Origin of the sequence: Streptomyces sp. NPDC014870 (assembly GCF_043081505.1) — a bacterium.
GTDB lineage: Bacteria > Actinomycetota > Actinomycetes > Streptomycetales > Streptomycetaceae > Streptomyces.
On record NZ_JBIBWQ010000016.1, the window covers coordinates 46,506 to 59,240 of the forward strand.

Consider the following 12,735-nt stretch of genomic DNA (forward strand, 5'->3'; position numbering starts at 1 on the left):
CCAATGACCCACACCAGCCCGAACGAGACCAGCCCCAACGAGACCGCAGCGCGCGACGACCTGGCCGCCGCGGGCTCCCAGCTCTCCACCGCCCCGCGGGAGGAGACCGCCGTCGCCGGCCCCACCCTCGGGGTCATCGGCTGGATCCGCTGGTTCTGGCGGCAGCTCACCTCCATGCGGGTCGCGCTGATCCTGCTCTTCCTGCTCTCCCTCGGCGCGATCCCCGGCTCCCTCATCCCGCAGACCCCCGCGGACGAGCTGAAGGTGCGGACCTTCCAGGAGGCCCACCCCACGCTCACGCCGATCTACGAGAAGCTCCAGCTCTTCGACGTCTACAGCTCGGTGTGGTTCTCCGCGATCTACATCCTGCTCTTTGTCTCCCTCATCGGCTGCATCGTCCCGCGCAGCTGGCAGTTCATCGGCCAGCTCCGCGGCCGCCCGCCCGGCGCCCCCGGCCGCCTCACCCGGCTTCCCGCGTACACGACCTGGCGGACCGAGGCCGAGCCCGAGCAGGTCCGCGAGGCCGCGCTCACCCTCCTCAAGGGCCGCCGGTTCCGCGCGCACACCGTCAAGAACGCCGTCGCCGCCGAGAAGGGCTACCTCCGCGAGGCCGGCAACCTGCTCTTCCACCTCGCGCTGATCGTGATGCTGATCGCCTTCGCCTGGGGCCAGCTCTTCAAGTCCGAGGGCGGCAAGCTGATCGTCGAGGGCGACGGGTTCTCCAACACCCTCACCCAGTACGACGACTTCAAGTCCGGCTCGCTCTACAGCGCCGACGACCTCGCCCCGTTCAGCTTCCAGCTGGACAGCTTCACCGGCACGTACGAGAAGAGCGGCCCGCAGCGCGGCACCCCGCGCACCTTCGAGGCCGCCGTCACCTACTCCGAGGCGGCCGGCAAGGACAAGAAGGCCGTCATCCGGGTCAACGAACCGCTGCAGGTCGGCGGCTCCAAGGTCTACCTGATCGCCCACGGGTACGCGCCCGTCGTCACCGTCAAGGACGGCCGGGGCAAGGTCGTCTTCCACGGCGCCGTCCCGCTGCTGCCGTTCGACAACAACATCACCTCCACCGGCGCGATCAAGGTGATGGACGGCTACCACGACAAGAACGGCAAGAAGGAGCAGCTGGGCTTCAACGCCTTCTTCGTGCCCACGTTCGCCGGTGCCGGCAAGGGCGACATGTTCTCCCAGTTCCCGGCGCTCGACTTCCCCGTCATGGCGCTCACCGGCTACCACGGTGACCTGCGCGTCAACTCGGGGCTGCCGCAGAACGTGTACCAGCTCGACACCTCCAAGATGAAGCAGTTCTCGGTCGAGGGCGGGACCGGCGTCGCGCAGCGGATGCTGCCCGGCGAGACGATGAAGCTGCCCGACGGCGCCGGCTCGATCACCTTCGAGAAGGACATCAAGGAGTGGGCGAGCTTCCAGATCTCCCAGCAGCCGGGCAACGGTCTCGCCCTCACCGGCGCGATCGCGGCCATCGCGGGCCTCACCGGCTCGCTCTTCATCCAGCGCCGCCGCGTCTGGGTGCGGGCCGTACAGGGGAAGGACGGCGTGACCGTCGTCGAGATGGCGGGCCTTGGCCGGAGCGAGTCCGCCAAGCTCCCGGAGGAGCTGGCCGAACTCGCGGCCGCGCTCCACGCACAGGCGCCGACCGCGCCGGAAGCCGAACGGGCGGACGCCGAACCGGCGGACACCGCAGAACCTGCCGAAGCGGAAGCCGAAGCCGAAGCCGAAGGGGCTGAGAAGTGAATCTCGCCGCCGTGAGTCTCGCCGCCGAGACCAACGAGAGCCTGGCGCAGCTGAGCAACGAGCTCATCTACGCCTCGATGGCCGTCTACACCCTGGCCTTCCTCGCGCACATCGCCGAGTGGGTGCTCGGCAGCCGCAGCAAGGTCGGCCGGACGGCCGCCGCGCTCACCCCGCAGGCGAAGGCGACCGCAGCCGCCCCCGCCGTCCAGGTGAGGACGGCCGGCGGATCCACCGCCGTCCTCGACAAGCCGCAGGTCGTCACCCGCTCCGGCGCGGGCGTCCGCGACGTGCCCGACGGCCCCGGCGCGGCCGGCGGCACGGTCAAGGGCGACCTGTACGGCCGTATCGCCGTCTCGCTCACCGCGCTCGCGTTCCTCATCGAGGCCGCCGGCGTGGTCTCCCGCGCCCTCGCGGTGCAGCGCGCCCCCTGGGGCAACATGTACGAGTTCTCCACCACGTTCTCCACCGTGGCGGTCGGCGCGTACCTCGGCTTCCTCGTCGCGAAGAAGAACGTCCGCTGGATCGGTCTGCCGCTGGTGACGACCGTCCTGCTCGACCTCGGCCTGGCCACCACCTGGCTGTACACCGACAGCGACCAGCTGGTCCCGGCGCTCGACTCGTACTGGCTGTGGATCCACGTCTCCACCGCGATCTTCTGCGGCGCCGTCTTCTACCTGGGTGCGGTCGCCACGCTCCTGTACCTCTTCCGCGACTCGTACGAGAACAAGCTCGCCACCGGCGGCAACCCGGGCTCGTTCGCCCGCTCCGTCCTGGAGCGGCTGCCGTCCGCGGCCTCTCTGGACAAGTTCTCGTACCGGGTCAACGCGGCGATCTTCCCGCTCTGGACCTTCACGATCATCGCGGGCGCGATCTGGGCCGGCGACGCGTGGGGCCGGTACTGGGGCTGGGACGCCAAGGAGGTCTGGTCCTTCATCACCTGGGTCGGCTACGCGGCGTACCTGCACGCGCGCGCCACGGCCGGCTGGAAGGGCCGCAAGGCCGCGTACATCGCGCTCATCGCCTTCGGTTGCTTCCTCTTCAACTACTACGGCGTGAACATCTTCGTGAGCAGCAAGCACTCGTACGCGGGCGTCTGACCCGCTCTGAGCTGGCACGGTGCCCGTACCGGCGTGACGCTTGAGGCATGAGCGAGATTCCTCGGGGCAGGTGCGAGACCCACGACGGCAACCTGCGTCACCTGCGGTACGTGATCGATCTGCCCCACCCGCTCGCGCGGGTCTGGGCGGCGGTCGCCAGCCCGGAGGGCCTGCCGCAGTGGCTCTGCGCGGCCGATCCGCTGGAGCCGAGGCTCGGCGGAGCGGTCACGCTGCGCTGGCTGAACGGGGACACGGTGGTCTCGGGCACGGTCACGGCCTGGGACCCGGAGTACGTGGCCGAGTACACGGTCGAGCCGACGCACGGCCGGATCAGGTTCCATCTGGAACCCTCCGGCGGCGGCGACTCGACCGTGCTGCGTTTCACCAACGAGTTCCGGGCGGGACGGGACGAGAAGCTGGACGTCATGGCCGGGTGGCACGACCACTTCGAACGGCTCGCCCGCGCCCTCGACGGCCACCCGACGGACTGGCGGGACTGGACCGCCGAGCGCTGGCAGCACCTGCGGGACCTGTACGAACGGGACGAGGCGCCCTGGCCGAAGTGGGAGCCGTGAACCGCCGGTACGGGTGACTCACCCCCGCCGCGGCGGCAGGCACTCCGCCTTCGGCGCGGTGCGCTCCGGCCACGCGATCTGGACGAACCGCTGGCTGCCGTCCTCGGCCAGCTCCACGATCGGGACCGCCTTGTTGAACGGGTTGCCGTAGTTGTCCAGGCAGATCCAGCCGCTCGCCCCGTCCACCCGAAGCGAGCCCTTCACCTGGGGCCACTGCGTGACCACGTCCGCGAGCTCCGGGTACTGGGCACCCCGCGGGGTCGCCTGGCGGATCGCGTGGACCGCCGTCGCCATCGCGTCGTACGCCACGATCGCCTGGCCGTCCGCGAGCGGCAGCGGCTTCTTCGACGCGCGGGCGATGTCCGCGACGAACGTCTCGTAGGCGGCCGTCGAACCGCCCGTCGCCGGGACCGGGCGGCCGGTCGCCGGCTTCCAGGCGTCCGGGTGGGCCAGCGAGGCGTAGCGCACGGTCAGCTTCGCCCGCAGCGCGGACCGGTTGAGCTTGGTGTCCGCGCCCAGGTACGAGCCCTCGTCGCCGGTCAGGATCGTGAACGGCCGCTCGGCGCAGCCCCGCGCGCCGAGCGCGTTGATGAACTGGCGCAGCTGGGTGTGGCGGCCCGCGAAGAACACCGTCTCCGCCTGCGTGTCGCAGATGAGGTGCGTGATCTGGCGGAAGGTGTTCGCGGTCGTGCCCTCCTCCGTGGGGTCCGGCGGGGAGGTGAAGAGCTGCGGCTCGTACGGCGCGCCCTTGAGGGAGGCGGAGAACGCCGCCTTGAGGGTGTCCGTGTAGTGGTCGCCGGTCCGGGTGTCCTGGACGAGCAGCGCCTTGGCCCCCTCGACCCTCCCGAAGTGGGCGAGCGCCTTCGCCTCGTCGCCGTTGGTGGGGGAGACCCTGGCGAGGCCGGGGTAACGGTTCTTCCCGGCGCCGGGGCCGTTGGCGATGTCGTCGGCGGTGATGGTGGTGCCGACGACGGCGATGCCCGCGCCGGTCAGGGCCGCCACCGCCTGCCGTATCTCGGTGGAGGAGGTGGCGACGCCGGAGACCGCCCGCAGCCGGTCCTCGCCGCCCGTCATCCCCTTCAGCTGCTCGACCGTCGTCCGCCAATGGGCGTTGCCCTTGCCGGTGTTGGCGAGGACGAGCCGGATCTTCGGGGTCTCGCTGTTCGACTCGTGGTTGGCCCGGTACTGACGGGCGTACGCGCCCGTGACCTCGTACAGCATCTTGTCCCGCATGCCGGGGTCGGTGGAGGTCAGCGGCAGCAGCAGGGCGACCGTCGCGTACTCGCCCGGCTTCAGGGAGCCGTTCTCGGTCCGGATCAGCCCGGCGATCTCGGTCAGCGACGGGACCCCGAAGTCGTAGCCGTCGCCGTTGACGCCCACGCACTCGGCGCTGCCGGTCGGCCGTGCCACGCCCGCGGCGCAGGAACGGTCCTCCGGGGTCGTCGCGCGGTCCACCGCGTACCAGCTCACGCCGGCGAGGAGGGCCACGGCGACGGCGCCGGTGAGGATCTTCTGCCGGGCGGTGTACCAGAAACGGGCGCGCAGGGGGCTGACCATGGCCTCAGACTCCGTTCTCCGCCCCGGGCGGGAGCGAGAGCGCCCGCCAGGCGCGGATGTCCCTCGGCCAGTGGGTGGCCGCGTCCCAGAGCGGACTGTTCCCCGTCCGGTGGCGGCCGGAGAGCTGGCGCAGCTCGTGCGCCAGCTTGTCGGTCACCGCCTCGTCGGGCAGCGCGAGCGGATCGGTGAGCAGCCAGACGGCGTGCAGCAACCGCCGCAGAGAGAGGTGGAGTTCGACGGTGTCGTCGTCGAAGGTGGCCGGCAGCGGTTCGCCGGTGACCTGGCCGAGCGCGATGGCGCGGCGGGGATCGCGGCGCGGATCGGGGTGCGGGTCGTGGCGGGCTTCGTGCCGCGGATCGGGGCGCTCGGGGTGGTGTCTCTCGCGCGGGTACGGCGCCGAGGCGATGAAGCGGAGCCGGTCGAGCCAGCCGAGGACGTCCGGCTCGGGGAACGTGAGGCGCAGATGGGTCACCGCGTCGTCGGTGCGGCCGAGCGCCAGCTCCTGGTGCAGCCGGTACGGGACGGGCCCGGGGGCGTAGTGCCGGTGCAGGGTCTCGTGGACGGCCCGCCAGGTCGCGTACTCCTCGCCGTCCTCGAACCGCAGCCGGTGCAGGAGCAGCGCGCGCAGCAGCGGGTCGGCGACGAAGCGCTCGCGGCCCTCTGGCCAGTCCTCGGCGCGCAACTGGTCCCGTACGCGCAGGGCCATGTCGCCGTCGAGGGACTCGCCGCGCAGCCGGGTCCGGGCGAGCAGCCGGGCCGAGTCCTCGTCGTGGGCGGCGGCGAGCACGGAGTACGGGCCCAGGCGCAGACCCGGCAGGAGCTGTGCGAGGAGGGTGGGCGCGACGGGCACGGGGGCGCTGTCCTCGCGCAGTTCGACCGTGAGGTCGAGGAGCGCGCCGGGGGTGAGCGTGGGCTTCCGGTCGGCCGGTGCCTCACCGGCCGCGCGACCGAGGAGGACGACGCCGAGCGGCCTGCCGCCGGTCAGCCGGTGGACGGCGCGGGCCAGTTCGGCGGGGGTGCGGCCGGCCGGGTCGAAGCGGTCGAAGGCGCTGCGGGTCTGGGCCGGCGACAGCGGGGACAGTTCGACGGCGAGGATGCCGGAGGTGACGTCCGGGCCGCGCGGGCAGGGCGCGCGGTGCGCGGTCTCCGGCAGCCGCAGCCGGGTCGCGTGCCGGAGGGAGTCGTGGTCGCGGACGCGGGAGGCGGCGATGACGACGACCCGGTCGCGGCGGCCGTCGGCGCGGGCCCGCAGGATCGGTTCGACCAGGCGCCGGCCGAGCGGCTCGTGGGCGTTGTCGAGGAGGACGACGGGTCTGCCCCGGCGGGCGCCCCGGTTGGCGAGGCCGGTGAACGCGCGGGCCAGGTCCTCGACGAGGGCGCCGACGAGGAAGTCCTCGGCCTCGCGGCGGCGGCCGCCGCCCTGCTCGAAGTCCATGGCGAGCTGCTGGAGCCCGGCCTTGCCGCGGCCGCCGGCGTTGCGGTAACTCCCGTACCACCCCTCGGCCTTCTGCTGGAAGCGGCCGAACACCTCCTCCAGGACCGTCTCGACGGTGGCCTCGGCGAGCAGGCCGGCCATGGGGGCGGTGGCCTCGGCGAACTTGGCGGCGAACTTGGTGAGGACCTTGGTGACCCAGTTCGCGGCGGCGCCCTTGGTCGCGTCGACGGTGGACAGGACGGGGCCGAGCCGCTGCAGGTCGCGCCGGGCCCGCTCGTCGTCCTCCTGGGACCAGCCGATGGAGGCGACGGCGACGAGCCCGAGCGAGAGCCGGGGGAACTGCACGGGCTTGGCGGCGAGCACGCGCGGCGACAGCTGCACGGCGAGCTCGGCGAGGGCGCCGGTGAGCGGGTTCCAGCCGGGGCCGTGGTCGGCCGGCGGTTCGATGTGCGCGCAGTCGAGCAGGGCGAGCGGAGTGGCGGCCTTGTAGGCGTTGCGGACCTGCTTCAGGAGGGCGGTCTTGCCCATGCCGCGACCGCCGGTGAAGACGGTGACGGGTGGGTCGTCGTCGTGCTCGTACGGGGTGCGGGCGTAGCGGTACGGCGTCATCCCGATCAGTCGTGGGGCGAGCCCGGCGTCCTGGAAGACCGCCTCCCGCCCGTACAGCTCCCTGTCCACGTGCCGCCACCCCCGTCACGCCACCGTTCACCCTCAACTCAAGGATATGCAGAGGGTGTTGGAATGACGGCTGTCCATTCGACTCTGTTGTGGGTCTGTTGTGCGCCTGTTGCGCGGAAGGGTTCAGTCCGTGGCAATCGCGTCGAGTTGCCCCCGGAGGTAGGCGTGGGACTCGATGCCGTGGATGGTCGTGCCGGGGTCGCACTCGTAGAAGTAGACGAGCGAGATCAGCTCCTCGGCGGGCGCGTCGGCGGGCGGCGGCAGCACGCGATGGCGGCCGGAGCGCCAGCGGGTCCCGGTCCAACCCGCCATCAGGTCACCGATGTTGACGGTGAAGGCGTCGGGGTCGTACGGCGCGTCCTGCCAGCCGGCCGCGTCGGTGTGCACCTGGAGCCCGCCCTTGCCGGCCTGCCGGTCCAGGATCGTGACCGTGCCGAAGTCGGTGTGCGGCCCGATCCGGAACTGCCCCGGCTCGGGCTCGCCGGTCCGCTCGCGCCCCGGGTACCAGTTGATGTTGAAGCCGAAGGTGGGGTGTCCGGTGTGCCGGGTGAAGAAGTCCCGCTCCTCGCCGAGGGCCTCGCCGAGGAGGTCGAGGACGTGGTCGGAGAGGACCTGCATCTGTGTGAGGTAGGACTGGACGAGCGGCTTCAGCTCGGGCACCTCGGCGGGCCAGGTGTTCGGCAGGAACCACTCGGCGTCCACGGCGAGGTCGCCGGTCGGTTCGTCGGCCGCGAAGGAGAGCGACTCCTTGAGGTCGGGCGGGGTCGCGGTGCCCTCCGCGTACCCGTTCGCCTCCGCGCCGGGCCCGAGCCACCCGCGCCCGCCGACGCGCACGGCGTACGGCTCCTTGGCGGCGGCCGGGAGGTGGAAGAACCGCCGGGCGACGTCCCGGATCTCGGCCCGCAGCCCCGGGTCGACCCCGTGCCCGGCGACGAGCAGGAACCCGGCCTCGCGCAGGGCACGGTCGACGGCGGGGAGCTGGGGGGCGGGGTCGCGGGAGAGGTCGATGGTGGGGAGGGCGGCGGTGGGGGGCTGTTCACTCAAGTCACTCATGACCGATGTCCTCGTTCCAGAGAGCGGGGTGGTGGGCGACGAACTCCCGCATGAGCGCGACGCATTCGGGATCGTTGAGCTGGATGATCTCCACCCCGTGTTCGGCCAGCCAGTCGTGGCCGCCGTGGAAGGTCTCCGCCTCCCCGACGACGACCCGCGAGATCCCGAACTGCCGGACGAGCCCGGAGCAGTACCAGCAGGGCGAGAGGGTCGTCACCATCGTGGTCCCCCGGTACGACCGCTGCCGCCCGGCGGCCCGGAAGGCGGCGGTCTCCGCGTGCAGCGACGGGTCCCCGTCCTGCACGCGCCGATTCCGCCCCCGCCCGAGCAGCGTCCCGTCGGCACCGTAGAGGGCGGCGCCGATGGGGATCCCGCCTTCGGCCCGTCCGGCCCGCGCCTCGTCGAGGGCGGTGGCGAGCCACTGGTGTGCCTGTTCCTGGTCCACGGGGGAACCCTTCCCCGGACGGGCTCTCGCCTCACGCGCGGATCGGGTGAGGGGGGCGGGGCGGGGCTTCCTTGCCTTTCGTGGCCAGGGGTCTTCGCGAGCCTCTGGCGCCGGCCGCCCTCGTCTTGAGTGTGGCGACCTCCGGCGGTGCGTCAAGGGCGCTCCCTGCGGTCGCGTCGGCTGCGCCGATTACACCCTTGACCCACCACCTCCGGTCGCCGGTTTCTACTCGGGGGGCGGCCGGGGGGGCGTGGCCACGGGGGAGGACGGGGAGTGCCTTGGGCGGTGGGGCGGGGTGCGGCCCGGTGGGGTGGGGGGCCGGGTATCGCTCCGGTCGGGGTGCGGATTACGGCCGGTGGGTGGGGGCTTGGTTTGTTGTGGGGGTGGGGGAGTCGGTGCGGGTTGGGTGTGGGGCGCGGCAGTGGGATGGGGCGGTGGCGGCACCGGCTCGGCGGCGGACGCCGACTGGGCCGCCGGGCTTCATGCCCCGCCGGTCGCTCTGGTCGGGCAGGAGGGGAGTACGCGGGAGGTCGCCGTGCCCTAAGTGCAGCGAACCCCGCGCAGACCATGTGAGCAATGGCTGCTACCGGGCAAACCGGGCACCTGCTGGTGACTTCGGGGGCAAACGTGCAGTCAGACGGCGAACTGGGAGGTGGCCCCGGTCTTCTGCGGTCTTCCCGCCGGGTGCGAAACTCCGGCCGTGTCCGAGGAACTGTCGCGCTGGTATAGAGGCCGCTTGGTCGTGGGGCCGTTCAGACCGTACGGAGCCGACGAGGTTGAAGCGTTGGAACGGGAGATCGGCCTGCCGCTGCCATCCTCGTACCGCTCCTTCCTGGAAGCGGCGGGTGGGGAGAGTCTCCCGTACTCGGTGCGGTTGTCGGCCTGCGAACCGGAGCCGTTCCAGAGCTTCGGCGATCTCTACGGGCTCGGTCGTGACGCCGAGGGTGAATACGGCTGGGGCACCCTGCTGGGCGAGTACCGCCGAAGCCGCGAGGGGTGGCTTGCTCGTGGGGTCTCGACGGCCGGCCTTCTCCCGATCGCCCGCAACGGCGGCAACGACACTCTGTTCCTGGACCTGAACCGGGCCACCCAGGGCCGGATTCATGCCTTCGTTCACGGCATTCCTCACCCCGGGTACCTCTCGGAGGGGGTCTACACGAGAGTCGCCGACGACTTCGACGCGTACCTCGACAGCCTGGTGGTCGAGCCGGACCTCGCGGAGGACACCTGGGCAGATGCCGTCGACAGTGACCCCACCGACCCATGGCGGCGGACCGTCGAGGAGTGGCTGGACAAGGAATTGCCGGGTTGGCGTGCCGAGCCGTGGGCAGCGGCCTGAGCTACCGGTTCGCCGTCTGTCTGCACGTTTGCCCCCGAACTCGCTAGCAGGTGCCCGTAGTAGCCACTACTCGCAGGGGTCTGCGCGGAGTTCGCTGCACTTAGGGCAAGGCGACCGACCAGAGCGACCGGCGGGGCATGAAGCCCGGCGGCCCAGGCGGCGTCGGACGCTGAGCCGGTGTCGTCACCACCCCATCCCACTGCCGCGTACCCCGAGCCGACCGGCACCGACTCCCCCACCTCGGCCGCGAACCGAGCCCCCACCCACCGGGGCGAGGGGTCCGTCTCGCCGGAGCGATGCCCGGCCCCCCACCCGCCGGGCCGCAGGCCGGTCGGGGGGCGGAGCGATGCCCGGTCTGCGAGGGCGGCCCCGCCAGAAGCTCGCGAGGTCGTTCAGTGCGAGTGCGGGAGGGGCGGAAGCCTGTGGGGGCGGAACCCTCAGGCCCCTGCCGGAGGGCCCTGCTGCCCGGCGGTGGGCAGAACGTAAGAGCCCTTGCCGGGAACGGTGACGATCAGTCCGCGCTCACGAAGTTCCCGCATCGCGCGGCGGGCGGTCAGCACTGCGATGCCGTACTCCTCGGAGAGACGCCCAGGCGTGGGGATCATCCGGTCGGGGGCGAACTCCCCGGAGGCGATCTTCGCTGCGATCACGTCGGCCAGCTGCATGTACAGGGGCCGTGCCGACTTGGGATCAAGGCTGCTCATAGTCCAACAGTAGATAGTCGTACAAATACACGTTGGGATGGCTCTAGCTACAGCGTGATGCATCACAGTGCATCACGCACTACGGTGGGCGTGAACGCAGAACCCCGGCGGCCGCTGGAACGGCCCCGGGGCATGGCCACCAACTGCTAAGGGAGTTGATGACGTGCGGAACCCTATCGCGCGCCTGCTGATCTGGCTGCTCGTCCTGACCCTGCCACCCACGGGCCGGCACCGCCCGCGTCCGGCGGTTCGACGCCGCCCGACGCCACCACCGCTCGCCGCGCCGCGCCACCGCACCCGCCGCTCTCCCTACGCCCAGGAGCAGGCGCTGCTCCTCGACGGCGCTCGGTCTCCACTGGAGCGGCCCTACGTCCAGCGCAGGCGGCGCCAGGTGTTGTGGCTGGCCACCGTCGGGGTGGACGCCGACCGGCGGAACATCCACGCCGGGGGCGTCCGTTGAGCCGCTGCGGGGCGCGGCGGCCCGTGGTCGCCGTAGTGGAGGTCATGCGGGCGGTCTGCGCGGGCTCGGTCTGCGTCCTCGCCGTGGGGCACGACGGTCCGCACCGCGACCGCGCGGGGGATGCCTGGTGGGTGACCCCGGAGATCGCCGACGCGGTGAGCGTGTCCCTGCTGACCCGCGCCCTCGTGGTCGAGCCCGAGCCGGAGTTCCGGTCACCGCGCTGCATCGACGGCTGCCGGGACGGGGTGCTCCGTGACAGCGGCGCGCAAGGGGTTCGCCATCTCGTCTGCGGGTGCTTCTGTCATCCGGATCGGAGCGCTTGATCAGCTCGGCTGTTCGATGACGCAGAAGCCGGAAGCCTTCAACGCCTGGTTGATGGCCTTGCCCTGCGCTTCGGTGGTGGTCACGTCCTTGTAGGTGAAGTGCTGCGAGGCGAACCAGTCGGGCTTGTAGGCCCCGTGGTTGAGGGATTGGCACTGGTCACGTGCGGCTTCGATGGCCTCGTTCTCGTAGCGGACGGTCTCGGGGGCGACTTTGCGTAGGGCGGTCAGGAGTTCGGTGCGGGCGTTGCCGGTCGGTGCTTCCGGGCGCCGGGCGGAGTCCCTGAGTACTTCCTGTCTGGCGGCCTCGGCCGCGGAGGCGGAGGCCTTGATCTCTTCGATTCCGATGCGCCTCTCCGGCCCGCCGACGCAGGCGGTGACGGTAAGAAGGGCCGTGGCGCCGAGGCCGGCTCCCGCTGCGATGGTGCGGATGCGCATGGTGTCCCCCAGTGCGTGGTGATGGCAGGAACGCATCAGGCGGCTCGTGGGTGAACGGGGAGGGGGCGTGGTCCTGAACAATGGCTTCGCCCGCCGCACGCCCCTCCCTCAGCCGAATCGGCCGGCCACCCGCCGGAGTTCACGGGCGCTTCGAGGTGACAGGGCCTGCAGCACGGAGTCGAGGAGGGCGCGGGCCTCGCGCGGGTTGCCGCAGCAGTACCAGTGCAGGTTGTCCCCCTCGTCGTCGTCCCACCGCTCGCGCGCGGGACGGCGGACGTGGTTCCTCCACAGGTGAAGGGCCGTGCTGACGTCTCCCTGGTGGAGATAGTTGCGGGTGCGTTCGAGACTCAGGATCTCGGACATCGCACGTGCAGACAGGCCGTCGATGGCCGGCTGTGGTGCTCGGGCCCGGTGGCGGGAGACCCCGGCCCGGGCGGGTCCTCGGCGCCTACGTGGCATGGACCCTTCGGTTCGTCGTCATGCCGCGCATCGTGCCACGGCCTCGGACGTCGAATCGACCGGATTACTGGCAGGGCCCACTCGCCACGTCGTCGTCGCCGCCGATCGGCTGAAGCCCGGGACGGTACCGGCCAGGTGTGCGGGGCGTGGGGATCCGGTGGTCTTAGCTGGCCGAGCAATCCGTCGTTCCACCGAGAGGTCTCTGCCATGCGTTCCCTGCTGACCGCCCTTGCCGCCGGTGCTCTCGTCCTCGGGGCCGCCGGGGTCGCGAGCGCCGACGTGTACGTGAACTACGAGCCGGAGGACTCGCACACCATCGTGTTCGGCGACTGGTTCCAGTTCGCGGAGGACGACGTGTTCAACGCCGGTCACGACAACACCGTGGGCTCCGACAACTAGGCCCCATCGGCCTCGCCGATGAGG

At 71.7% G+C, this 12,735-nt stretch carries 14 protein-coding genes; 7 read left to right on the forward strand and 7 right to left on the reverse strand.

The genetic code is table 11. The features are described 5' to 3' along the window. The first annotated feature begins 3 nt into the window (after window positions 1-3). From ACF09C_RS36125 to ACF09C_RS36135, 3 genes are read left to right on the forward strand one after another with little or no spacing between them, the layout of a single operon-like run. On the forward strand, window positions 4-1,752 hold the full coding sequence (locus tag ACF09C_RS36125; protein WP_392097753.1) for a cytochrome c biogenesis protein ResB: 1,749 nt from the start codon (window positions 4-6) through the stop codon (window positions 1,750-1,752). 11 nt (window positions 1,753-1,763) lie between these two features. Continuing rightward, window positions 1,764-2,849 carry a c-type cytochrome biogenesis protein CcsB gene (gene ccsB / locus ACF09C_RS36130; RefSeq protein WP_392097930.1) on the forward strand — a complete coding sequence of 362 codons (1,086 nt, stop codon included), beginning with the start codon at window positions 1,764-1,766 and terminating at the stop codon, window positions 2,847-2,849. A gap of 47 nt (window positions 2,850-2,896) precedes the next feature. Then, window positions 2,897-3,424 (forward strand): SRPBCC domain-containing protein, encoded by a 528-nt coding sequence (locus ACF09C_RS36135; protein WP_392097755.1) that lies wholly within the window; start codon window positions 2,897-2,899, stop codon window positions 3,422-3,424. 18 nt (window positions 3,425-3,442) lie between these two features. Here ACF09C_RS36135 and ACF09C_RS36140 read toward each other — a convergent pair whose 3' ends face one another. From ACF09C_RS36140 to ACF09C_RS36155, 4 genes are all read right to left on the reverse strand, one after another. Next, window positions 3,443-4,981 carry an ABC transporter substrate-binding protein gene (locus tag ACF09C_RS36140; protein WP_392097757.1) on the reverse strand — a complete coding sequence of 513 codons (1,539 nt, stop codon included), beginning with the start codon at window positions 4,979-4,981 and terminating at the stop codon, window positions 3,443-3,445. Between the two features lie 4 nt (window positions 4,982-4,985). Continuing rightward, the gene (locus ACF09C_RS36145) at window positions 4,986-7,094 is read right to left on the reverse strand and encodes a hypothetical protein (RefSeq protein WP_392097759.1); all 2,109 of its coding nucleotides are present in this window, start codon (window positions 7,092-7,094) and stop codon (window positions 4,986-4,988) included. 123 nt (window positions 7,095-7,217) lie between these two features. Continuing rightward, on the reverse strand, window positions 7,218-8,147 hold the full coding sequence (locus tag ACF09C_RS36150; protein ID WP_392097760.1) for an isopenicillin N synthase family dioxygenase: 930 nt from the start codon (window positions 8,145-8,147) through the stop codon (window positions 7,218-7,220). Beyond that, on the reverse strand, window positions 8,140-8,592 hold the full coding sequence (locus tag ACF09C_RS36155; RefSeq protein WP_392097762.1) for a nucleoside deaminase: 453 nt from the start codon (window positions 8,590-8,592) through the stop codon (window positions 8,140-8,142). Before ACF09C_RS36155 ends, ACF09C_RS36150 begins: the two co-directional genes overlap by 8 nt. A 700-nt stretch (window positions 8,593-9,292) precedes the next feature. On the opposite strand from ACF09C_RS36155, the gene ACF09C_RS36160 reads away from it, so the two are divergent. Continuing rightward, window positions 9,293-9,931 carry an SMI1/KNR4 family protein gene (locus ACF09C_RS36160; protein WP_392097764.1) on the forward strand — a complete coding sequence of 213 codons (639 nt, stop codon included), beginning with the start codon at window positions 9,293-9,295 and terminating at the stop codon, window positions 9,929-9,931. Between the two features lie 437 nt (window positions 9,932-10,368). Here ACF09C_RS36160 and ACF09C_RS36165 read toward each other — a convergent pair whose 3' ends face one another. Next, entirely contained in the window at window positions 10,369-10,635 is a 267-nt protein-coding gene (locus tag ACF09C_RS36165) for a GntR family transcriptional regulator (RefSeq protein WP_392097766.1), read from the reverse strand. Between the two features lie 163 nt (window positions 10,636-10,798). Here ACF09C_RS36165 and ACF09C_RS36170 point away from each other — a divergent pair, with 163 nt between their 5' ends. Together ACF09C_RS36170 and ACF09C_RS36175 are read left to right on the forward strand one after the other, a co-directional pair. Then, window positions 10,799-11,095, forward strand: a complete 297-nt coding sequence (locus ACF09C_RS36170) for a hypothetical protein (protein ID WP_392097768.1) — start codon at window positions 10,799-10,801, stop codon at window positions 11,093-11,095. 23 nt (window positions 11,096-11,118) lie between these two features. Further along, window positions 11,119-11,418 carry a hypothetical protein gene (locus ACF09C_RS36175; RefSeq protein WP_392097769.1) on the forward strand — a complete coding sequence of 100 codons (300 nt, stop codon included), beginning with the start codon at window positions 11,119-11,121 and terminating at the stop codon, window positions 11,416-11,418. Here the strand turns inward: ACF09C_RS36175 and ACF09C_RS36180 are convergent, their stop codons facing one another. Both ACF09C_RS36180 and ACF09C_RS36185 read right to left on the reverse strand, forming a co-directional pair. Beyond that, on the reverse strand, window positions 11,419-11,853 hold the full coding sequence (locus tag ACF09C_RS36180; protein ID WP_392097771.1) for a hypothetical protein: 435 nt from the start codon (window positions 11,851-11,853) through the stop codon (window positions 11,419-11,421). A 108-nt stretch (window positions 11,854-11,961) separates the two neighbouring features. Continuing rightward, window positions 11,962-12,216: a hypothetical protein gene (locus ACF09C_RS36185; protein WP_392097772.1), complete on the reverse strand. Its 255-nt coding sequence runs from the start codon at window positions 12,214-12,216 to the stop codon at window positions 11,962-11,964. Window positions 12,217-12,519: 303 nt separating this feature from the next. Between ACF09C_RS36185 and ACF09C_RS36190 the strand changes: the two genes are divergently transcribed. Then, on the forward strand, window positions 12,520-12,711 hold the full coding sequence (locus ACF09C_RS36190) for a hypothetical protein (protein WP_392097774.1): 192 nt from the start codon (window positions 12,520-12,522) through the stop codon (window positions 12,709-12,711). The last annotated feature ends 24 nt before the right edge of the window (window positions 12,712-12,735 follow it).

Coding starts and splice junctions, on each gene's coding strand:
- ACF09C_RS36125 (WP_392097753.1), top strand. CDS start 4: ATGACCCACACCAGCCCGAACGAGACCAGCCCCAACGAGACCGCAGCG.
- ACF09C_RS36135 (WP_392097755.1), top strand. CDS start 2,897: ATGAGCGAGATTCCTCGGGGCAGGTGCGAGACCCACGACGGCAACCTG.
- ACF09C_RS36140 (WP_392097757.1), bottom strand. CDS start 4,981: ATGGTCAGCCCCCTGCGCGCCCGTTTCTGGTACACCGCCCGGCAGAAG.
- ACF09C_RS36150 (WP_392097760.1), bottom strand. CDS start 8,147: ATGAGTGACTTGAGTGAACAGCCCCCCACCGCCGCCCTCCCCACCATC.
- ACF09C_RS36165 (WP_392097766.1), bottom strand. CDS start 10,635: ATGAGCAGCCTTGATCCCAAGTCGGCACGGCCCCTGTACATGCAGCTG.
- ACF09C_RS36180 (WP_392097771.1), bottom strand. CDS start 11,853: ATGCGCATCCGCACCATCGCAGCGGGAGCCGGCCTCGGCGCCACGGCC.
- ACF09C_RS36185 (WP_392097772.1), bottom strand. CDS start 12,216: ATGTCCGAGATCCTGAGTCTCGAACGCACCCGCAACTATCTCCACCAG.
- ACF09C_RS36190 (WP_392097774.1), top strand. CDS start 12,520: ATGCGTTCCCTGCTGACCGCCCTTGCCGCCGGTGCTCTCGTCCTCGGG.